The organism is uncultured Amaricoccus sp. (assembly GCF_937858865.1).
Lineage (GTDB): Bacteria > Pseudomonadota > Alphaproteobacteria > Rhodobacterales > Rhodobacteraceae > Amaricoccus.
This window is the reverse complement of the sequence record NZ_CALLYO010000483.1, coordinates 1-20,233: the sequence shown is the minus strand read 5'-3', so window position 1 is coordinate 20,233 and position 20,233 is coordinate 1. Positions and strand designations below refer to the sequence as shown.

The 20,233-nt window shown below is 69.8% G+C and carries 18 protein-coding genes; 7 read left to right on the top strand and 11 right to left on the bottom strand.

Going from position 1 to position 20,233, the window contains the following annotated elements; all coding sequences use genetic code 11:
* Positions 1-94 precede the first annotated feature (94 nt).
* The 5 genes from Q0112_RS14200 to Q0112_RS14180 all read left to right on the top strand — a co-directional run bounded on the left by Q0112_RS14200 (position 95) and on the right by Q0112_RS14180 (position 5,391).
* Positions 95-1,321, top strand: a complete 1,227-nt coding sequence (locus Q0112_RS14200; protein WP_297976363.1) for an aspartate kinase — start codon at positions 95-97, stop codon at positions 1,319-1,321.
* A gap of 23 nt (positions 1,322-1,344) precedes the next feature.
* Entirely contained in the window at positions 1,345-3,591 is a 2,247-nt protein-coding gene (gene ptsP / locus Q0112_RS14195; protein WP_297976361.1) for a phosphoenolpyruvate--protein phosphotransferase, read from the top strand.
* Between the two features lie 107 nt (positions 3,592-3,698).
* Positions 3,699-4,064: a CidA/LrgA family protein gene (locus tag Q0112_RS14190; protein WP_297976360.1), complete on the top strand. Its 366-nt coding sequence runs from the start codon at positions 3,699-3,701 to the stop codon at positions 4,062-4,064.
* The gene (locus Q0112_RS14185; RefSeq protein WP_297976359.1) at positions 4,061-4,783 is read left to right on the top strand and encodes an LrgB family protein; all 723 of its coding nucleotides are present in this window, start codon (positions 4,061-4,063) and stop codon (positions 4,781-4,783) included. The genes Q0112_RS14190 and Q0112_RS14185 overlap by 4 nt, the downstream gene beginning before the upstream one ends.
* Positions 4,784-4,824: 41 nt before the next feature.
* Positions 4,825-5,391 carry a DNA starvation/stationary phase protection protein gene (locus Q0112_RS14180; RefSeq protein ID WP_297976358.1) on the top strand — a complete coding sequence of 189 codons (567 nt, stop codon included), beginning with the start codon at positions 4,825-4,827 and terminating at the stop codon, positions 5,389-5,391.
* 47 nt (positions 5,392-5,438) lie between these two features.
* Here Q0112_RS14180 and Q0112_RS14175 read toward each other — a convergent pair whose 3' ends face one another.
* From Q0112_RS14175 to Q0112_RS14125, 11 genes are all read right to left on the bottom strand, one after another.
* A complete protein-coding gene (locus tag Q0112_RS14175) occupies positions 5,439-6,437 on the bottom strand; it encodes an ABC transporter substrate-binding protein (protein WP_297976357.1) in 999 nt (332 codons plus the stop codon).
* 35 nt (positions 6,438-6,472) lie between these two features.
* Positions 6,473-7,312, bottom strand: a complete 840-nt coding sequence (locus Q0112_RS14170; protein ID WP_297976355.1) for an ABC transporter permease — start codon at positions 7,310-7,312, stop codon at positions 6,473-6,475.
* Positions 7,312-8,178: an ABC transporter permease gene (locus Q0112_RS14165; protein WP_297976353.1), complete on the bottom strand. Its 867-nt coding sequence runs from the start codon at positions 8,176-8,178 to the stop codon at positions 7,312-7,314. Before Q0112_RS14165 ends, Q0112_RS14170 begins: the two co-directional genes overlap by 1 nt.
* A 219-nt stretch (positions 8,179-8,397) precedes the next feature.
* A complete protein-coding gene (locus Q0112_RS14160) occupies positions 8,398-8,892 on the bottom strand; it encodes a VOC family protein (protein ID WP_297976351.1) in 495 nt (164 codons plus the stop codon).
* Positions 8,889-9,170 carry a hypothetical protein gene (locus Q0112_RS14155; protein ID WP_297976349.1) on the bottom strand — a complete coding sequence of 94 codons (282 nt, stop codon included), beginning with the start codon at positions 9,168-9,170 and terminating at the stop codon, positions 8,889-8,891. Before Q0112_RS14155 ends, Q0112_RS14160 begins: the two co-directional genes overlap by 4 nt.
* 255 nt (positions 9,171-9,425) lie before the next feature.
* Complete coding sequence (locus tag Q0112_RS14150) at positions 9,426-9,926, bottom strand: acetone carboxylase subunit gamma (protein WP_297976347.1); 501 nt, start codon at positions 9,924-9,926, stop codon at positions 9,426-9,428.
* Between the two features lie 72 nt (positions 9,927-9,998).
* Positions 9,999-12,314, bottom strand: coding sequence for a hydantoinase B/oxoprolinase family protein (locus Q0112_RS14145; RefSeq protein ID WP_297976345.1), 2,316 nt, complete (start codon positions 12,312-12,314; stop codon positions 9,999-10,001).
* A 12-nt stretch (positions 12,315-12,326) separates the two neighbouring features.
* Entirely contained in the window at positions 12,327-14,480 is a 2,154-nt protein-coding gene (locus Q0112_RS14140) for a hydantoinase/oxoprolinase family protein (RefSeq protein ID WP_297976343.1), read from the bottom strand.
* A gap of 242 nt (positions 14,481-14,722) precedes the next feature.
* On the bottom strand, positions 14,723-16,540 hold the full coding sequence (locus Q0112_RS14135) for a sigma 54-interacting transcriptional regulator (RefSeq protein WP_297976341.1): 1,818 nt from the start codon (positions 16,538-16,540) through the stop codon (positions 14,723-14,725).
* Positions 16,541-16,786: 246 nt separating this feature from the next.
* Positions 16,787-17,566, bottom strand: coding sequence for a 3-keto-5-aminohexanoate cleavage protein (locus tag Q0112_RS14130; RefSeq protein ID WP_297976340.1), 780 nt, complete (start codon positions 17,564-17,566; stop codon positions 16,787-16,789).
* Entirely contained in the window at positions 17,563-18,891 is a 1,329-nt protein-coding gene (locus Q0112_RS14125; protein ID WP_297976365.1) for an aspartate aminotransferase family protein, read from the bottom strand. The genes Q0112_RS14130 and Q0112_RS14125 overlap by 4 nt, the downstream gene beginning before the upstream one ends.
* 147 nt (positions 18,892-19,038) lie before the next feature.
* Here Q0112_RS14125 and glnH point away from each other — a divergent pair, with 147 nt between their 5' ends.
* Positions 19,039-19,764 carry a glutamine ABC transporter substrate-binding protein GlnH gene (gene glnH / locus Q0112_RS14120; RefSeq protein ID WP_297976338.1) on the top strand — a complete coding sequence of 242 codons (726 nt, stop codon included), beginning with the start codon at positions 19,039-19,041 and terminating at the stop codon, positions 19,762-19,764.
* A gap of 62 nt (positions 19,765-19,826) precedes the next feature.
* Positions 19,827-20,233: ABC transporter permease subunit (locus Q0112_RS14115; protein ID WP_297976337.1), on the top strand; the 407-nt coding region annotated here is incomplete at its 3' end.

The following is a 20,233-nucleotide window of genomic DNA, read 5'->3' as shown; positions in this document are numbered from 1 at the left end:
CCCCACCCGCGCTTGGGCCGCGAATCCCCAGCTTGAAGCCCCTTCACCCAGCCGATAAGAGAGCCCGTCCACCCCATACCGCAGGCCAAGGACCATGCCCCGTCTGGTGATGAAATTTGGCGGCACGTCCGTCGCCGACCTCGAGCGCATCCGCAACGCGGCCGCCCGCGTCAAGCGCGAGGTCGAGGCCGGCTACGACGTCGCCGTCGTCGTCTCGGCCATGGCCGGCAAGACCAACGAGCTCGTCTCCTGGGTGCGGCAGACCTCGGCCCTCTTCGACGCCCGCGAGTACGACGCCGTCGTCGCCTCCGGCGAGAACGTCACCTCCGGCCTCATGGCCCTCACCCTGCAGGAGATGGGCGTCCCCGCCCGCAGCTGGCAGGGCTGGCAGGTGCCGGTCCGCACCAACTCCAGCCACGGCGCCGCCCGCATCCTCGAGATCGAGACCGACGGCCTCGTCCGCAAGTTCGGCGAGGGGCTGCACGCCGTCATCGCCGGCTTCCAGGGCATCTCGCCCGAGGGCCGCGTCACCACCCTCGGCCGCGGCGGCTCCGACACCTCCGCCGTCGCCTTCGCCGCCGCGCTCGGGGCCGAGCGCTGCGACATCTACACCGACGTCGACGGCGTCTATACCACCGACCCGCGCATCACCCGCAAGGCGCGCAAGCTCGAGCGCGTCGCCTACGAGGAGATGCTCGAGCTCGCCAGCCTCGGCGCCAAGGTGCTGCAGACCCGCTCGGTCGAGCTCGCCATGCGCTACAAGGTCAAGCTCCAGGTGCGCTCGAGCTTCTCGGACGCCCCCGGAACCATCGTCTGCGACGAGGAGGAAATCATGGAATCGCGTGTCGTCAGCGGCGTCGCCCACTCGCGCGACGAGGCCAAGCTCACCGTCATCGGCGTCCCCGACCGCCCCGGCATCGCCGCCGCCCTCTTCGGCCCGCTCGCCGAGGCCGGCGTCAACGTTGACATGATCGTGCAGAACATCTCCGCCGACGGCCGCACCGACATGACCTTCTCCTGCCCAGTCGACGAGGTGCCGCGCGCCCGCGCCGCCATCGACAAGGCGAAGGCCTCCGGCAGCCTCGACTACCAGGGCCTCGACGTCGACGAGGACGTCGCCAAGGTCTCCATCGTCGGCATCGGCATGCGCAGCCAGGCCGGCATCGCCCACCGCATGTTCGAGGCGCTGGCCCGCGACGGGGTGAACATCAAGGTCATCACCACGTCCGAGATCAAGGTGAGCGTGCTGATCGACCGCAAATATATGGAACTCGCGGTTCAGGCGCTCCATGATGCCTTCGAATTGGACAAGGCCAGCTGAACGCCGAGGAAGCAACCACGTCGATGCCCTTCTCCGATGCCGTCGGCAGCCGCGTGCTGCTCACGCGCCTGCGCGCCACGCTGGCCGAGCCCGGCGGCGGCCAGGAACGGCTCGACCGTATCGTCCGCCTGGTGTCCGAGGGGCTGGTGGCCGAGGTCTGCTCGATCTACCTCCGCCGCGACGACGTGCTCGAGCTCTCCGCCACCGAGGGACTCAACCCCGAATCGGTCCACCTGACCCGCCTCCACGTCGGCCAGGGCCTCGTCGGCCAGATCGCCGAGAGCGCCGAGCCGCTCTCGACCTCCGACGCCGCCCATACCCGCGGCTGGCGCTTCCTGCCCGAGACCGGCGAGGAGGGGCTCGCCAGCTTCTGCGGCGTGCCGATCCAGCGCCTCGGCGAGGTCCTCGGCGTCCTCGTGGTGCAGAACCGCGAGCCGCGCGACTATACCGACGACGAGATCTACGCGCTCGAGGTCGTCGCCATGGTCATCGCCGAGATGGCCGAGCTCGGCGCCTTCGTCGGCCCCGGCACCATGGACCGGCCGCACCGCCGCCCCTTCTTCGTCCGCGGCCTCGTCGGCCAGGAGGGGGCGGCCGAGGGCACCGTCGTGCTGCACGAGCCGCAGATCGTCGTCACCCAGCCGATCAGCGACGACCCGGAGATCGAGCGCACCCGGCTGCGCGCCGGCATCGAGGCGCTCCGGGCCGAGGTCGACGAGATGCTCGCCGCCGACTACCTCAACGCCTCGGGCGAGCACCGCGACGTGCTGCACGCCTACCGGATGTTCGCCCACGACAAGGGGTGGGTGCGCCGCATGGAGGCCTCGATCGACCTCGGCCTCACCGCCGAGGTCGCGGTCGAGAAGGAGCAGTCCGCCACCCGCACCCGCATGTCGCGCGCCGCCGACCCCTACCTCCGCGAACGCCTGCACGACCTCGACGACCTCTCGAACCGCCTGCTGCGCCTGCTCTCCGGCGACCAGCGCAACGGCAGCGAGCTGCCGCCCGACGCGATCCTCGTCGCCCGCAACATCGGCCCGGGCGAGCTCCTCGACTATGGCCGCAAGCTGCGCGGCGTCGTGCTCGAGGAGGGCTCGGTCGGCAGCCACGCCGCCATCGTCGCCCGGGCGCTGGCCATCCCCCTCGTCATCCAGGCCGCCCGCATCACCCGCGAGGCGATGACCGGCGACGCCATCCTCGTCGACGGCGACCAGGGCCACGTCCACCTCCGCCCGGAGGAGACGGTCGCCAAGGCCTTCCGCGAGAAGATGGACATGCTGCACGAGGCGCAGGCCGCCTATGCCGCGCTCCGCGACAAGCCGGCCACCACCCGCGACGGCGTGACCCTCGGCCTCTACATGAACGCGGGCCTGATGGCCGACCTGCCGAGCCTCGCCAAGTGCGGCGCGCTCGGCGTCGGCCTCTTCCGCACCGAGCTCCAGTTCCTCATCCGCTCGACCGTGCCGCGGCGCTCGGAGCTCGCCGCGCTCTATTCCCGCATCCTCGACGCGGCGCACGACAAGCCGGTGGTCTTCCGCACCCTCGACATCGGCTCGGACAAGGTGCTGCCCTACATGAAGCGCGCCGACGAGCCGAACCCGGCCCTCGGCTGGCGGGCGATCCGCGTCGCCCTCGACCGCCAGGGCATCATGCGGATGCAGCTGCAGGCGCTCATCCGCGCCGCCAAGGGCCGCCCGCTCCGGATCATGTTCCCCTTCGTCGCCGACCCGGGCGAGTTCGAGGCGGGGCGGCGGCTCGTCCTCGACGAGATGATCCGCGAGCAGTCGCTCGGCCACACCGTGCCCTCCGAGCTGAAGATCGGCGCCATGCTCGAGGTTCCGTCCCTCGCCTTCGCCGGCGACGGCTTCTTCGAGCTGGCCGACTTCATCTCCATCGGCGGCAACGACCTGAAGCAGTTCTTCTTCGCCGCCGACCGCGAGAACGAGCTGGTCCGCCGCCGCTACGACATGCTCTCGACGAGCTTCCTCGACTTCCTCGAGCACGTCATCGGCCGCTGCGCCGGGCAGGGCACGCCGCTTTCCTTCTGCGGCGAGGACGCCGGCCGTCCGGTGGAGGCGCTGGGTCTCGCCGCCATCGGCTTCCGCAACCTCTCCATGCGGCCGGCCTCCATCGGCCCGGTCAAGGCGCTCCTGCGCAAGATCGACCTCTCCTCTGCCCGCCGCGTCATCGATTCAGCCCGCCGCGCCGGCGAACGCTCAGTCCGCCCCGCCCTCGAAGCCTGGCTTCAGGAGGGCGGCCTTCTGCCATGAAACGGCGCGCCGCCCCCGACCGCGCAGCTGAGATCTAGCAGTTCCAGACAGTTAGATATCAGTCGCGCGCGACACACCCCCGTCACTCTCCCCACGGAGCTCCCGCCATGATCCAAGCGCTGACGCTTCTCTTCGCCTGCCAGCTCACCGGCGAGATCCTGGTGCGCGCCGCCGGCATCCCCTTCCCCGGGCCCGTCCTCGGCATGGGGCTCATCTTCGCCCTCCTCCTCGTCCGCGGCCGCTCGGCGCCGGCGCTCGACACCGCCGCCGATACGCTGCTGCAGAACCTCTCGCTTCTCTTCGTGCCGGCGGCGGTCGGGGTGGTGCAGCAGGCGGGCCTCGTCGCCGCCAACTGGGTGGCGATCGCCTCAGCCCTCATCGTCTCGACCATCCTCACCCTCGTCGTCTCGGTCTACACCTTCCGCGCCGTGGCCCGCATGGTGGAACGACGCGCCGCAGGAGGCCAGGCATGAGCGGGCCGGGCGATTTCTACCGCATCTGGGTCTATCTCTCCCAGACGCCGCTCCTCTGGCTCTCCGCCACCCTCTTCGCCTATGCGGTCGGCGACGCCGTCTCGCTCCGCCTGCGCCGCCACCCGCTCGCCAATCCGGTGATGATCGCCGCCGGCCTCCTCATCCTGCTCCTCACCTCGACCGGGACCTCCTACCAGACCTATTTCGAGGGCGCCCAGTTCGTCCACTTCCTGCTCGGCCCCGCCACCGTGGCCCTCGGCCTGCCGCTCTGGCGCAACCGCCTCGCGGTCCGGCGCAACTCCCTGCCGATGATCGCGGCCCTTCTCGCCGGCTCGCTCACCGCCATCGGCTCCGCCGTCGCCATCGCCTGGGTGCTCGGCGCCCCGCCCCCGATCCTCGCCTCCCTCCCCGCCAAGTCGGTGACCGCTCCCATCGCCATGGCCCTGACCGAGACGATCGGCGGCATCCCCGCCCTCGCGGCCGTCCTCGTGGTGCTGACCGGCATCTTCGGCGCGGTCATCGTGACGCCCCTGATGAACCTGCTCGGGATCCGCGACTTCGCCGCCCGCGGCTTCGCCGCCGGCATCGCCAGCCACGGCCTCGGCACCGCCCGCGCCTTCCAGGTCAGCGAGGAGGCCGGCACCTTCGCCGGCATCGCCATGGGCCTCAACGGCGCCCTGACCGCGCTCATCTTCGCCCTACTGGCGCTCGCCATCTGATGGGCTAGACTTTGCCGCCAGTCATCTGGAGGAGAGACCGCATGGCCAAGAACCCGTCCCCCAAGGCCGCGAAGGCGACGTCGGCCAAGGACGCCCCCGCGAAGGCGAAGCCGCGGCTGCGCACCCGCTCCGACCTCGGCGAAGCCGCCGTCCGCGACGTCTCCGAAGGCCTCGCGACGCTGCTCGCCGACACCTTCGCGCTCTACCTCAAGACCAAGAACTTCCACTGGCACATGTCGGGGCCGCACTTCCGCGACTTCCACCTCATGCTCGACGAGCAGTCGGCGCAGATCTTCGCCATGACCGACCCGATCGCCGAGCGCGCTCGCAAGATCGGCGGCACCACACTGCACTCGATCGGCGAGATCGCCCGCCGCCAGCGCATCCCCGACAACGACGCCGACTACGTCGACCCGCAGGACATGCTGGCCGAACTCGCCAGCGACAACCAGCAGTGCGTCGCCGCCATGCGCAGCCTGCACGCCACCTGCGACGAGCACAACGACGTGGCGACCGCGAGCCTGCTCGAGAACTGGATCGACGAGGGCGAGCGCCGCGCCTGGTTCCTCTTCGAGGCCACCCGCACCTCGCCCAACACCACCTACTGAACCGCAGGCGGCCGGGCCCCGCCCGGCCGCCCCGGAGATTCCGCCTCCTACTCCGCCAGCGCCTTGTCGGTCACCACATGGCTCCAGGCCCCCTCCGGCGCCTTGGTGATGACCGGATCGGACCCCGCCGTCAGCAGCGTCGCCACCGTCCGCTCGTAGTCCGCCGGATCGAGCGAGCCGTCCGACCCCGCCGTCAGCTTGGCGATCTCGCCCATCATCCGCTTCTGGTGCTTCTCGGTCTGCGCCCCGGTCTCGTCGTTGTCGAGCACGATCATCGCCGCGTCGTCGGGGTTCTCCTCCGCCCACTTCCAGCCCTTCATGCTGGCACGGACGAACTTCGCCATGGTGTCGACGAAGGCCGCGTCGTTCAGCTTCTCCTCCAGCACGTAAAGCCCGTCCTCCAGCGTCGCGACGCCCTCGTCCTCATACTTGAAGACGGTCAGATCCTCCGGCTTCAGACCGGCGTCGATCACCTGCCAGTACTCGTTGTAGGTCATCGTCGAGATGCAGGCCGCCTGCTTCTGCAGCAGCGGATCGACGTTGAACCCCTGCTTCAGCACCGTCACCCCGTCCGGCCCGCCGCTCGTCGAAAGCCCGAGCTTCGACATCCAGGAGAGGAACGGATACTCGTTCCCGCCGAACCACACCCCGAGCGTCTGCCCCTTGAACTTGTCCGTCGAGGTCACGCCCGAATCGTTGCGGCAGGTCAGCATCATCCCCGAGCTCTTGAACGGCTGGGCGATGTTGACGAGCGGCAGCCCCTTCTCGCGCGCCGCCAGCGCCGCCGGCATCCAGTCGACCACCACGTCGGCCCCGCCGCCGGCGATCACCTGCACCGGCGCCACGTCCGGCCCGCCCGGCTTGATGGTGACCTCGAGCCCCTCCTCCTCGTAGAAGCCCTTGTCCTTCGCCACGTAATAGCCGGCGAACTGCGCCTGCGTCACCCACTTGAGCTGCAGCGTCACCTCCTCGGCCCACGCCGCACTGCCGGCCGCACCGGCCAGAAGCATCGCCAGCGCCGAGGCGCCGGCCATCCACGTCTTCATTGCTTGTCTCCCTGTTGGAACCGGTCAGTCCGCCGTCAGCGCCGCTGCGAGGGGTGCCAGAAGGTGGCCGCCCGCTCGATGAGCGCCACCGCGCCGTAGAACGCCGACCCGACCAAGGCCGCCACCGCGATCTCCGCCCAGACCATGTCGAGCGCCAGCCGCCCCACCTCGGTCGAGATCCGGAAACCCATGCCGACCGTCGGCGAGCCGAAGAACTCCGCCACGATCGCCCCGATCAAAGCCAGAGTCGTGGAGATTTTCAAGCCGTTGAAGATGAAGGGCGAGGCCGCCGGCAGGCGCAGCGTGAACAGCGTCTGCCAGTAGCTCGCGGCATAGGTCCGCATCAGGTCGGCCTGCATCGGCTCGGTCGCGGCCAGCCCCTGCACCGTGTTCACCAGCATCGGGAAGAAGACCATCAGCACCACGACCGCCGCCTTCGATTCCCAGTCGAAGCCGAACCACATCACCATGATCGGCGCCATGCCGACGATCGGCAGCGCCGAGACGAGATTGCCGACCGGCAGCAGCCCGCGCCGCAGGAAGGGCATCCGGTCGACCGCGATCCCGGTCAGGATCGCCGCCCCGCAGCCGATCACGTATCCCGACAGCGCCCCCTTGACGAAGGTCTGCATCACGTCGGCGCGCAGCGTCGGCAGGCTGGCGACGAGCCGCGCCCAGATCGCGCTCGGCGCCGGCAGCAGCACCGGGCTGACCCCGAGCCCCCGCACCGCCAGCTCCCAGATGAGCAGCAGCGTCACCCCGAAGACGAGCGGCGGCAGCAGCCGCGCCGCCCCCTCGAGCGGCAGCCGCGCCAGGCGGGCGTTGATCCACCAGCCGACCAGCCAGACGGCGACGGCGGCCGCGACGAGCGCCATCAGCGCCGCCCCCCCATCGCCGCCGCGGTCACCCGCTCGACGAGCCCGATCAGCCCCACCAGCACGGCCGCCAGCATCGCCGCCATGGCGAGCGCCGCCCAGATCTGGATCGTCTGCCCGTAGTAGCTCCCCGACAGCATCCGCGCCCCGAGGCCGGCCACCGCACCGGTCGGCATCTCGCCGATGATCGTGCCGACGAGGCTCGCCGCGACGCCCACCTTCAGCGAGGCGAAGAGATAGGGCAGCGCCGCCGGCCAGCGCAGCTTGCCGAGCGTCTGCGCCGCGCTCGCGTTCCAGGTCCGCATCTGGTCGAGCAGCATCCGGTCGGGACTCCGCAGCCCCTTCACCATCCCCACCACCACCGGGAAGAAGCAGAGGTACATCGAGATGATCGCCTTCGGCAGCAGCCCGGTCACCCCGACCGAGGCCAGCACCACGATCACCATCGGCGCGACGGCGAGGATCGGGATGGTCTGGCTCGCGATCACCCAGGGCATCACGCTCGCGTCCATCGTCCGGTCGTGCACGATGCCGATGGCGAGCGCGATCCCGAGCCCGGCCCCGAGCGCGAAGCCGGCCAGCGTCGCCGCCAGCGTCACCCAGGCATGATAGACCAGGCTGCGCTTCGAGGTCGGCGCCACCTCGACCGTCGTCTTCCAGAGCTCCGCCGCCAGCTGGTGCGGCGCAGGCAGCCGCGGCCGCTCCTGCTCGAGCGTGGCGGCGACCAGCGCCCTCGGCCCGAGCGTCACCCCGTCGCGCTCGGCCTGGTCGCGGGCGAAGCCCGCGTTCAGCACCACGGCCAGCACGTACCAGACGACGAGGAGCCCGGCCACCACGGTCAGCACCGGCAGCACGTCCCGCGCCATCCGCGTCATCCCGCTCCCCCGGCTTCCGGGAGACCTTCGCAAGATGAGCCGCCCCGCGGCATCGGCGCGTTAACCTCGATGAAAATCCGGTGAATCGCCCGGATTAGGTGAACCATTTCAGTCGCTTGACCTCCGTCTGGCACGCAGGACGGTCGCCGGGACCCAGGCCGCGAGGTTAGCAACAACGCGCCACAGGTCCAGCCCGCCGTTGCGCCACCCTCAGGCTTCCGCCAGCAGCGACTGCAGGTCGAGCCGCTCGGTCACCATCCGGAGGTTGCCTGCCGCATCGCGCGGCCACTCCTCCCGCGGGCGGTCGTGGTAGAGCTCGACCCCGTTGCCGTCCGGGTCGCGCAGGTAGAGCGCCTCGGAGACCCCGTGGTCCGAGGCCCCGTCGAGCGCGATCCCCGCCGCGATCAGCCGGCGCAGCGCGTCGGCGAGATCGCGCCGCGTCGGGTAGAGGATGGCCGTATGGTAGAGCCCGGTATGCCCCGCAGGCGGCGGCGTGCCGCCCCGGCTCTCCCAGGTGTTGAGGCCGATGTGATGATGGTAGCCGCCGGCCGAGACGAAGGCCGCCTCCCTGCCGTACTTCTGCATCAGCTCGAAGCCGAGCACGCCGCAGTAGAAGCCGAGCGCGCGCTCGAGGTCCGCCACCTTCAGGTGCACGTGGCCGATGCGGGTGCCGGCTGCGATCGGCGCCGCCGCGGGGCTGCTCATGTGGGTCGCTCCTTGATCCGTTCCGCCTGCGAACCTATTCCCGCAAGCGGCCCGGCAGAAGAGGCCGGCGCAGCAACGAACGGTTTCCGGAAGTGCGCGAGGTGACGATCGAGCGGCTGGGCCGCGCCGGCGACGGGATCGCCGGCCCCCTCCGCCTGCCCTTCGCCCTGCCGGCGCTCCGCGTCGCCGGTCACCGCCAGGGCGGAGCACAGGATCCACCCCACCCCGCCCGCCGCGAGGAGGGCCAGCAGGGCGGCAAGGCCGGCGATAATGCGCATTGGGCTCTCGGCTCCCGTGCGATTGGCCCGCCAGGATGCGCGCTATCTTCCGGCAGAAATGATATCCTGAGGGTGAGGGCGAAGTCGGAGAGCTCGTAGACCGGGCGGATCTCGATCTCGCTCGGGCCGAACATCGGGTTCGGGCAGCGCTTCACCCCGGCGACCGCCTCGTCCATGTCCCTCACCTCCCAGAGTGATGACACGAAATAGGAGCGGCGCCCGAGACAGGGCGCCGCCTGGTGCAAGGCAGGTCGTTCAAGCGCGTGCCGGGATTTCCTTGCCGAGCCAGTCACGGTAGAAGGTGTCGATGTCCGGCTCGAAGTCGTGGATCACCGGATACCAGGGCGTCGGCGCCTCGACGTCGAGGAGGTCGCCCGAGAGCGGGCAAAAATACTCGCGGATCACCTGCCAGCCGGTCGTGGGCGCCATCAGCTTCGGATAGAGCTCCTCCATCTGCTCCTGCGTCTCGCGCACCCGGATGCGGGCGTGGAGCTTCCAGTTCTCGTCCCAGGCGCAGAAATCGTGGCCCGCGAAGCTGCGGATCATCCACTTGTTGTCGGACTTGCGCTGCACGATGAAGAGCTTCGGCCCGAGCGGCAGGATGATCGGGTCGTCCCACGGCACCTGCTCCTGCAGGATCTCGAGGTACATCTCGAACCGGTCGCGGTCCTTCGGGGTCGAGAGCATGGTGTGCAGGGTGTCACGATCGATCTTGCCGTCGACCAGATCCCTGATCTTCGCCTTGGTGTAGGCCATTTCGCGGGTCCTCCCGGAATAATCGCTGTGAAAGGGGGCCGCGCCCGGGGGAGGTGGGCGCGGCCGAGTTGGTCATTCCTCGACGAACTGGACGGTCTTGACGTCCGGCAGCTCGGAGAGGTCCATCGAGTACTCGCGCCCGTAGGACGGGATCGGCAGGTCGGCCTCGAGGAGCTTCCAGTCCTCGGGCAGGTCCCAGAAGGCGCGGAACTCGGTCTCGAACTTCGGCCCGAGCTTGAAGGACGCCGCGAACATCTGCTGCACCTGCGTGCCCGCGTCCTTCGCGAGGATCTTCTCCCGCTCCGCCTTCATCCACTCCGAGACCGGCACCGAGGTGGCGAGCCGCGACGCCCGGACCGCCTTGCGCCGTTCCTCGGTCGCCGCCACGTCCACGCCCAGCAGGCCGTCGCCGGCCGGCGCCAGGATCACGCCGTAGACGCTCTCGGCAAACCGCGCCACCAGGTAGCCGCCGTTCACGTCGTCCGCCACCGCCTGCGGCTCGCGGTCGAGCGGGTCGCCGAAGCCGGGGCCACCCCGCATGTAGTTGAGGTAGAGGTCGTAGTCCTTGAACATCGCCTCGGTGGTGATCGCCTGCTTGTCGCGCTTGATCCGCGCCCCCTCGAGCAGTCCGTCGTAGGTCGGCGCCCCCGGATCGGTGTCGCCGCCATGCGGGATCGGCAGGCCCGCCGCGATCTTCTCCTTGAGCCCGGTGTCGTGGGCCTCAAAGCGGTAGCCCGAGGCCGCCGGGTACCCGCCCATCAGGCCCCAGTCGGAGCTGATGTGGCCGTTGCCCATGAAGAACATGGTCCAGTCCTTGGCGTTCCAGACCATGCGCAGGGACTCGAACCCGCAGCCGCCGCGATACTTGCCCGCGCCGCCCGAGGACGCCTTGATCTGGCGGCCGAGGTAGAGCAGGGGCTCGGCCAGCTCCCAGATCTCCATGTCACCCATGTCGCCTTCGGGGTTCCAGACCGCCGCGGCATGGCTGATGCCGTCGGCGATGGCGCTGGCGCCGACGCCGTTGGCCGCACACTCGAACGAGTTGACCGCATGGATCTCGTCGTACTGGTTGAAGCCGCCGCCCTGCAGCCAGTTCGAGGTGTTGGCGTTGCCGGCGTTCACCTCCTCGAGATAGCCGCGGCCGTAGTAGGCGCGCGAGAGGCCGCGCCAGAGCGCCGTCCAGGACGAGACCAGGAAGTGCCACGAGTAGGCGAAGGCCACCCGCCGGTCGTCGGGGTTCATCCAGGTGCCCTTCGGCAGCCGGAACTCGGTGCCGTAGGCGGCGCCGTCGTTGATCATCTCCGTCGGGATCAGGCTCTGGGTCATCATCACCCAGATGCCGGAGGTGAAGCTTACCTGATGCGCGTTGTAGGTGTGCCAGCCCCAGCGTGACGAGCCCTCGAAGTCGAGCCGCCAGGTGCCGTCGCCGCGGATGGTGATCTCCGACGGCGTGTGCATGATCGTGTCGACCTTGGCGAAGTCTGACGGCACCCGCACGTCCTCGTGGGCGTAGGGCACGTCGACGAACCCGACCTGCCGATACTTGCCCGGGATGGTCATCGCCTTGATGCGGTTCTGCAGGCCGACCCGGCCGTGCTCCACCGCCTCGTAGGCGAACTTCCAGTAGGCCTCGATCCCCTCGTCGGCGATCACCTCCTCGACCAGCTTGCGGATCATGTGGCAGCCGGCGACCCGGGTGCGCTCGTCGAGCATCCAGTAGCGGGTGGTCCTGACCGCCCGCTGGCTCTCGTGCAGCCAGTCGCGGAACAGCGTGTCGTTCTCGCCGATCTTGCGGCAGGTGACGGAATAGCCGTCGCCGAACCGCTGCACCTGCCCCGTCGTCATCGAGCCCGGCCCCACCGCCCCGGTGTCGATCACGTGGGTGACGCCGCCGACCCAGCCGATCAGTTCGCGCTCGTGAAAGATCGGCACGATCGTGTGGATGTCACACGGATGCACGTTCCCGATCAGGCTGTCGTTGTTGCAGAAGATGTCCTTGTCGCGGATCGTCGGATTGGACTCCCAGTCGTTCTCGATCATGTACTTGATCGCCGCGCCCATGGTGCCGACGTGAATGATGATCCCCGTCGAGGTCAGGATGGAGTCGCCGGCCGCGTTGTAGAGGGTGAAGCAGAGCTCGCCCTCCTGCTCCACGATCGGCGAGGCCGCGATCTTCTTCGCCGTCTCGCGGGCGTCGACCACGCCGGCGCGAAGGCGCGAGAAGAGCTTGTTGTACTTGATCGGGTCGCTGTCGCGGAGCTCCATCCGGGTCAGCCCGGCATAGTGCTTCGTGCGCTTCGTCGCCTCCATCAGCCGGTCGCGGTGCTGCTTCAGCGTCTCCCCGCCGCGGACGATGCCGCGGGTCTCGATCGTCGTCTGGACGTTCATCTCGTTTCTCCCTCAGACTTCCTTGAGGTGGAACAGCCGGTGGCCGTCGAGCCAGGTCTCGAACCCGTCGGGCACCACGAAGGTGGTGGCGTCGGACTCGATGACCGCGGGGCCGGTGATCCGGTTGCCGGGCTGGAGCGCCTCCATCCGGTAGAGCTGCGCGTCGACCCACCGCTTCTTGCGATAGAACTTGCGCGTGCCGAGCTTCGCCGACTCCGGCGGGGTCTCGCCGGCCAGCTCCTCCTTGGGGATGCGCGGCTTCGGGATCGGCACCGTGCCGCGCATGATCGCGCCGGTGACCGAGTAGCCGAGCTCAGGCGAGCGGGCGGAGGCGGCATAGACCCGGCCGTAGGTGTCGTTGAACGCCTCGACCAGCCTGTCCCAGTCCTCCGCCGTCGCGGCCGAGGCGATCGGGCTCTCGATCTCGAGGTCGTTGAGCTGTCCGCGGTACTGCATGCGGAAGCCCGGTTGCAGCGTCACCTTGTCCGGCCCGTAGCCGTTCAGCTCGAACTCCTCGAGCACGCGGGCCTTCAGCTCGGCCCAGGCGGCCTGGAGCGTCTGCGCCTGCGCCGCCTTGAGATCGCCGCTCGCGTCGACCGCGATGTTGATGTCGAGCGACTTGTCGTAGCGGTACTCGAAATCCGCCGCCGCGCAGCCGAAGGCCGAGAAGCCCGCCGCCCAGGCCGGCACGATCACGTCCTCGAAGCCGAGGCCTTCCGTGTAGCCGTAGGTGTGCACCGGCCCGGCGCCGCCGTAGCTGAAGCAGACGAAGTTGCCCGGCGTCGAGCCCTTGCCCGAGATCATCGACCGCAGGTAGTCGCGCAGGTCGCTGTCGAGCAGCTCGATGACGCCGGCCGCCGCGTCCTCGACCGAGAGGCCGAGCGGGTCGGCGATCTGGTCCTTCATCGCCTCCCAGGCGCGCTGCCGGTCGAGCTTCACCTGCCCGCCGAGGAAGTTGTCGGGGTTCAGGTAGCCGAGGATGACGTGGCAGTCCGAGATCGTCACCGTATCGATGCCCGAATCCTCCCAGCAGACACCGACGCGGTAGCCCGCCGAATCCGGCCCGAGCTTGATCGCCTTGGTGTAGGGATCGAGCCGGATGAAGCTGCCCGCCCCGGCTCCGACCGAGTCCATGGCGACGAGCGGCAGCGACAGCACCAGCCGCGCCATGTCCGGGTCGTTGCGGATGGTCAGCTCGTTCTGGGTGATGAGCGCCACGTCGAAGGAGGTCCCGCCGATGTCCGAGCAGGCGATGTTGGCATAGCCGAGGGTCTCGCCCAGGTACTTCGCCCCGATCACGCCGCCGATCGGTCCCGACGAGATGGTCCGCGCCAGCTCCTTGGCCTTCCACGAGATGGTGCCGCCGTGCGTCGCCATTACCCGGAAGTCGAACTTCGATCCGTTCTCCTTGAAGGCGCTGCTGATCTTCTGCAGCGTCTGCCGCGACGGCTCGGCGGCATAGGCCTCGAGGATCGTCGTGTTGGTGCGATGCGTCTCCTTTCTGACCGGATAATAGTCGGTCGAGGCAAAGACCGGGATCGTCTTGCCCGAGGCCGCGACCTCCTCCTGCACGATGTCGCGCACCCGCCGCTCATGCTCCGGATTACGGTAGGAGTGGAGGAGCGAGATCACGATCCCCTCGACATCCTGGGCGATCAGCTCCTTCGCCGCGACCCGCGCCGTCTCCTCGCGCAGCGGGATGACGACGGTGCCCGACATGTCGATCCGCTCCATGACTCCGCGGGTCAGGTGGCGCGGCACCAGCGGCTCGTCGTAATAGTGGGTGTTGAGGTGGATGCGGTCCTCGTAGGCGAAGCCGAGATAGGCCTGGATCGCCCGGCCCATCCGGTGGAAGTCCTCCATCCCGGCATTGACGATCAGCCCGCAGCGCAGGCCTTTCCGCTGCACCACGCGGTTGAGCATCGCGGTGCCGGAATAGACCCCGGTCTGGATCTCGCCGAGCGCCTCCTCGAGCGTCAGGCCCCAGTGTTCGAGGCCCTCCTTCGACGACGCGATGAGGCCCAGCGCCTCGTTCTGCGGCGTCGACTGCGCCTTGCCGACCACGAAGTCCCCGTCGCTGTCGACGAAGAAGGTGTCGGTCATCGTCCCGCCCGCGTCGATGCCGAGCACCTGCACGCGGCGGACATTCTCCTTGTCCAAAGGCACGGTCAAATCCCTCCCGTCCTGGCGCCGCTTCGATGCGACGCGGGGGCAAGGATGCCGCCAGCGCGTGTCCGGCGGTCGTCCGGATGTCGGACGTTTCGCCGGACATGTTGCGGACGCAATACAGCTGTCGCAGCCGCGAACGACGGTGCCGTTAACGAATATGGCAAATCCGGTTAACGCCGGAGGGAACATGTCGATAGATCAACATGTTACCCGGAGTCGCACGCGTGCGACGCGGGCGATCAGTGCCGCCGTGGCCGCTCGATCCCGTGCTCGTCGAGCTTCACGTAGAGCGTCGACCGGGCGATCCCGAGCCGCCGCGCCACCTCGGTCAGGTTGCCCCCTGTCTCGGCAATCGCGTCGAGGATCTCGACCCGCTCCCGCCCGCGGAGCGTCTCCGCCCCCGCCGCCCGCCGCGGCTCCCGGATCCCCGCCGGCAGGTCCCTCAGGTCGACGATCCCGCTCGTCGAGATCGCCGCCATCGTCTCCACGAGATTGCGCAGCTCCCGTACGTTCCCCGGCCAGTCGTGCGCCTCGAGCCGCGTCATCGCCGCCGGCGTGAAGCGCACCTCCCGCCGCCCGCTGCGCCGCGCCACCGCTTCCGCGAAGAATCGCGCCAGCCGCCCGACGTCCTCCCGCCGCTCCGCGAGCGGCGGCAGCTCCAGCGCCGCCCCCGCCAACCGATAGTAGAGGTCGCCCCGCAGCCGTCCGTCCGCCGTCGCCGCCGCGAGGTCGCCGGTCGTCAGCGTCACCACGGCAAGCCGCGCCCCCGCCTCCGTCATCAGCTTCTCGACCAGCCGCGCCACCATCGCCTGCGCCGCCTCCGGGATCTCCAGCGGCTCGTCGAGACAGAGCACGCCGCCGGTCCGCCCCAGCCGCGCCGCGCCCTCGCCTGCCGCAATGTCGTCGCGGAGCCGGTCGACGGTCAGCAGCGCGCAGTTCAGCACTTCGAACGGGCAGGCGGCGAGCGGCCCCTCCCGGTGGATCGCCCGCGCCACCAGCTCCTTGCCGGTCCCGGTCTCCCCCGCGATCAGCAGCGGCACCCCGCCCTTCGCCAGCGCCTTCGCCTGCGCGCAGATCGCCGCCATCGCCGGACTGCCGCCGCCGATCCAGTCGAGCGTCGGCAGCCGGTCCGCCTCGCCCCGCGACCGGCTGCGACGTAGCGCGATCGTCACCCCGACCGCCTCGGCTCCTTCGAGCATCAGGTCGACGCTCGCCCCCGGCAGCGTCTCGCTCAGCGCCTCGACCAGGCCGTCTCCGTCGAGATCCCCGGCCGAGAGCAGCGCTCGCGCCGCCTCGAAGTCGCCGAACTCCGCCGCCATGCCGCGGAACCGCTCCGAGGCGTAGACCTCGCGCCCGAACCGGTCTAGCAGCACCACCTCGTCGCTCGCCCAGCGCCCGCCCCGCGCCAGCAGCCGCTCCACCAGCCGCTGGTGCTCCTCGGTATCGGCCTGGCGCAGCGCTTCCTCGATCTGCGCCCCGACGGCGCCCGAGAGCGCGGCCGCCTGCCGCGGCAGCCGCCCCGCCGGCCCCGACACGTCGACGACGCCGATCAGCCGACCGCTCGCCGGATCGGTGACGGGCGCCGCGGCGCAGGACCAGCGCTGGATCTCCTCGCAGAAATGCTCGACCCCGGTGATCGCCACCGGCCGCCCGAGGTGCAGCGCCGTCCCGATGGCGTTCGTCCCGATCGTCGCCTCCAGCCACCGCCCGCCCGGCTGCAGGTGGTTCTCCCGCCCGCGATCCATCACGCTCGAGTCGCCGACCGCGTCGGTCACCACCCCCGCCGCGTCGCAGAGCAGCAGCATGCTCTCGGAATCCCCGAGCAGATACCCGGCCCGCTCGAGCGCACCTCTGGCCGCGCCGCGCAGCCGCCGGCTCCGCTTCCGCGTCTCGGCCAGATCCTCCTCGCCGAGCCGTGGCGCCGCCTTGAGCTGGTCTCCGGTCCGGGCCGCCCGCGACCGCTCCCAGGACCGGAGCACGACTTCACGGACGCTCGGCGGAACCTCCCCCAGCGCGCGGTATCGCTCCCAGTCCTCCTTCCGAATGCTCTGCGTCATTTCGGCCTCTGGCGGATGGCCAAGACTGCGGACCCGATCCGCCGGAGTCAACGACCCCTGCGTCGATCGACCGCGCCAGTTGCCACCACCCTGCCAGCAGGCCTCGGCGTGCATCGAGCGCAGGCAGGCGGCACCGGATGACCGACCGTGCCACGGATACTCTTAAGGGGCGGCGAACGACGGCCTTCCGCCTCGGTTGTTGATCCTCGCCGCTACGGCGAACGGCGGCTCTCCGCCCGCATTCAATCAATGAGGGTTTCGCCGTCCGACTTGATCGGCGAGCTCGGCCACGCGCTCGGCGTTGTCTGAGGCGACAGTGCCATCGGCATTCAGTAGGTTGTTCTCGAAGCCGACCCGGGCCTTGCCGCCCAAGCGACAGGCTTCGACGAGGATGGCGGTCTCGGCCGGGCCGAAGGCGCAGACGGCCCAGTCGGCCACAAGGCGGGTCGCGGCAAGCCGCGTGACAGGCGCCGTGAGGTCCGCCGGCGAGGAGACCTGTCCCGGCGTGTAGCGGCCGAGGACGTGGATGAGCTGGAGCCCGTCCGCGGGCACGACGCCCTCGCGCACGAGGGCGGCGAGGCGGTCGATCTCGTCCGGGTCGTAGAGGATGTGTTGCACGGCGATGCCCGCCTCGGCGCAGAAACCGAAGAAGCGGCGAGTAACGGCGATCTCGGGCTCGGCGGTGATCTCGCGGAGCGCGACCGAGACGGCGGGCGGACGGAGCGTCTCGACGAGCAGGCGTTGCTCGGCCGGGGTGTAGCGGCCGACCGCCTCGGTCGTCACTTGCACCTGCATTGCCGGCACGACGCGGGCGAGTTCGGCGAGAAGCTCGCCGTATAGGCCGGCGTCGAGGACATGGCGGCCTTCGGCGTCGCGGACATGGGCATGCAGGCCGTCGGCCCCCGCGGCGTGGCAGGCGCGCGCGCAGGCGATGATCTCGGGGATGGTGATCGGGACCGCCGGGTGGTCGGCCTTCGTCCGCCGCGCGCCGTTCGGCGCGACCATGATCCGCGGAAGCGGCGTCATGCCGCGAGCGCGCCGCGGATGGCGGTGGAGAGTTTCGTCACCAGTTCGTCGATCTCCGCGTCCTCGATGATGAAGGGCGGGGCGAGGAGAACGTGATCGCCCTGCATCCCATCGATCGTGCCGCCCATCGGGTAGCAGATGAGGCCGGCCTCGAATGCGAGCGCCTTGACCTTCCTGTGGACGCCGCGGGCGGGGTCGAAGGGGGCCTTGGTCTCGCGGTCGGCGACGAGCTCGATCCCGCGGAAGAGCCCGCGGCCGCGGATGTCGCCCACATGCGGATGCTGGCCGAGCTCGGCGCGGAGCGCGGCGTCGAGCTTCTCGCCCTGCGGGCGGACGCGTGCGAGCACGCCGTCGTCGAGCAGGCGCGAGAGCACGGCGCCGGCCGCGGCGGCGGCCATCGGATGGCCCATGTAGGTGTGCCCGTGCTGGAAGAAGCCGCTGCCAGCTGCGATGGCGTCGTAGATGCGCGCCGTGCAGAGCATCGCGCCGATCGGCTGGTAGCCGGCGCCGAGCCCCTTGGCGATGGCAAGGATGTCCGGCGCGACGCCGTCCTCGGCGCAGGCGAAGAGGTGGCCGGTGCGCCCCATCCCGCACATCACCTCGTCGAGGATCAGCAGCACGCCGTGGTGGTCGCAGATCTCGCGGATGCGCTTGAGGTAGCCCGGGACCGCCGGAACCGCGCCGGCGGTGGCGCCGACGACCGGCTCACAGAGAAAGGCCATCACCGTCTCCGGCCCGAGGCGCCGGATCTCGGCCTCGAGCTCGTCGGCGGCGCGGCGGCCGTAGGCCTCGACGCTCTCGCCCTCGCCGCGCTCGCGATATTCGTAGCAGGGGGAGATATGGCTGGTCTCGACGAGGAGGGGCGCGAAGGGCGCGCGCCGCCAGGCGTTGCCGCCGGCGGCCAGCGCGCCGAGGGTGTTGCCGTGGTAGCTCTGGCGGCGGGCGATCACCCGGTGGCGGCCGGGCTGGCCGGTCTCGACCATGTACTGGCGGGCGAGCTTCAGCGCCGCCTCCATCGCCTCGGAGCCGCCGGAGACGAGGTAGACGCGCTCCAGCCTCGCCGGCGCCTCGGCGGCCAGGCGGTCAGCGAGCGACTCGGCGGCCTCCGAGGTGAAGAAGCCGGTATGCGCAAAGGCGAGAGAATCGAGCTGGCCGCGGATTGCCGCGCGGACCTTCGCATCGGAATGGCCGAGGCAGGACACCGCCGCGCCGCCGGAGCCGTCGAGATACCGTCTACCCACGGAATCAATGATGTAGCAGCCGTCGCCCCGCATGGCGATCGGCAGGACGCCCTTGGTGGAGCGGCCGAAGACGTGGTCGGACACAGTTGTCATCCTCTTGCGCAGCGGGAACGCCTTGCAAAATAACTTGCACGAATGGACAATTCATGCAAACTGATTTGCGATCTCCGGATACGATTTGCGCCGCGCCAGACCGAACCAGCAACAGGGATCCCCGCGATGAAGAACTTCGTGAAACTCGTCGGAGCCGCCGTGCTCGCCCTTGGCGTCGGGACCGCCCGCGCCCAGGACCTCGTCGTCGCCACCGACACCGCCTTCGTGCCCTTCGAGTTCAAGGAAGGCGACAAGTATGTCGGCTTCGACATCGACATGTGGGACACGATCGCCCAAGAGATCGGCGTCACCTACGAGCTCCGCCCGATGGACTTCGCCGGCATCATCCCGGCGCTGCAGACCGGCCAGGTCGACGTCGCGCTCGCCGGCATCACCATCAAGCCGGAGCGCCAGGAGGTGATCGACTTCTCCGACGGCTACTACGACAGCGGCCTCCTCCTCATGGTCCCCGCCGATAGCGAGATCGCCGGCTACGCCGACCTCGCCGGCAAGAAGCTCGCGGTGAAGACCGGCACCTCGTCCTCCGACTATGCCGAGGAGAACTTCAAGGACACCGAGCTCCGCAAGTTCCCCAACATCGACAACGCCTATCTCGAGCTGCGCACCGGCGGCGTTGACGCGGCGATGCACGACACGCCGAACGTCCTCTACTACATCGCCACCGCCGGCGGCGGGCAGGTGAAGGCCGTGGGCGAGCAGATGATGGCGCATGAATACGGCATCGGCTTTCCCAAGGGCAGCGAGCTGACCGCCAGGGTCAACGAGGCGCTCGCCGCCATGAAGGCCGACGGCCGCTACGACGCGATCTACGAGAAGTGGTTCGGCACCAAGCCGGCGAGCTGACGCCTCCCGGGCGGCCGGCTCCGGCCGCCCTCCCCACTTCCTCGCGTCCGGAGGCCCGCCCCTTGGAGATCGACTGGTCCGTCGTTCCGACCTTCATGCCCCAGCTCATGGCCGGCGCAAGGGTCACCGTCTTCATCGCCGTCGCCGGCCTCGTCGGCGGCACCATCCTCGGCCTGATCGCCGGCCTGATGCGCGCCTATGGCGGGCCGGTCCTGAACGCGATCGCCTTCGCCTACATCGAGCTGATCCGCGGCACGCCGATCGTGGTGCAGGTGATGTTCCTCTACTTCGCCCTGCCGGTGCTCGCGGGCGTACGCATGGACCCGATGTCGGCCGCCGTACTCGCCATCGTCGTCAACGCTGGCGCCTACATCGCCGAGATCGTCCGCGGCGCCTTTCTGTCAATCCCCAAGGGCCTGACCGAGGCCGGCCTCGCGATCGGCCTGCCGCAATGGAAGGTGCTTCTCTA

Excerpts from the sequence above, each read along its gene's own strand:
- Q0112_RS14130 (WP_297976340.1), bottom strand. The coding sequence starts at position 17,566 with ATGACGCCGCTTCCGCGGATCATGGTCGCGCCGAACGGCGCGCGGCGG.
- Q0112_RS14165 (WP_297976353.1), bottom strand. The coding sequence starts at position 8,178 with ATGGCGCGGGACGTGCTGCCGGTGCTGACCGTGGTGGCCGGGCTCCTC.
- Q0112_RS14155 (WP_297976349.1), bottom strand. The coding sequence starts at position 9,170 with ATGCGCATTATCGCCGGCCTTGCCGCCCTGCTGGCCCTCCTCGCGGCG.
- Q0112_RS14190 (WP_297976360.1), top strand. The coding sequence starts at position 3,699 with ATGATCCAAGCGCTGACGCTTCTCTTCGCCTGCCAGCTCACCGGCGAG.
- Q0112_RS14185 (WP_297976359.1), top strand. The coding sequence starts at position 4,061 with ATGAGCGGGCCGGGCGATTTCTACCGCATCTGGGTCTATCTCTCCCAG.
- Q0112_RS14170 (WP_297976355.1), bottom strand. The coding sequence starts at position 7,312 with ATGGCGCTCGTCGCGGCCGCCGTCGCCGTCTGGCTGGTCGGCTGGTGG.
- Q0112_RS14180 (WP_297976358.1), top strand. The coding sequence starts at position 4,825 with ATGGCCAAGAACCCGTCCCCCAAGGCCGCGAAGGCGACGTCGGCCAAG.
- Q0112_RS14200 (WP_297976363.1), top strand. The coding sequence starts at position 95 with ATGCCCCGTCTGGTGATGAAATTTGGCGGCACGTCCGTCGCCGACCTC.
- Q0112_RS14145 (WP_297976345.1), bottom strand. The coding sequence starts at position 12,314 with ATGAACGTCCAGACGACGATCGAGACCCGCGGCATCGTCCGCGGCGGG.
- Q0112_RS14150 (WP_297976347.1), bottom strand. The coding sequence starts at position 9,926 with ATGGCCTACACCAAGGCGAAGATCAGGGATCTGGTCGACGGCAAGATC.
- Q0112_RS14175 (WP_297976357.1), bottom strand. The coding sequence starts at position 6,437 with ATGAAGACGTGGATGGCCGGCGCCTCGGCGCTGGCGATGCTTCTGGCC.
- ptsP (WP_297976361.1), top strand. The coding sequence starts at position 1,345 with ATGCCCTTCTCCGATGCCGTCGGCAGCCGCGTGCTGCTCACGCGCCTG.
- Q0112_RS14160 (WP_297976351.1), bottom strand. The coding sequence starts at position 8,892 with ATGAGCAGCCCCGCGGCGGCGCCGATCGCAGCCGGCACCCGCATCGGC.
- Q0112_RS14135 (WP_297976341.1), bottom strand. The coding sequence starts at position 16,540 with ATGACGCAGAGCATTCGGAAGGAGGACTGGGAGCGATACCGCGCGCTG.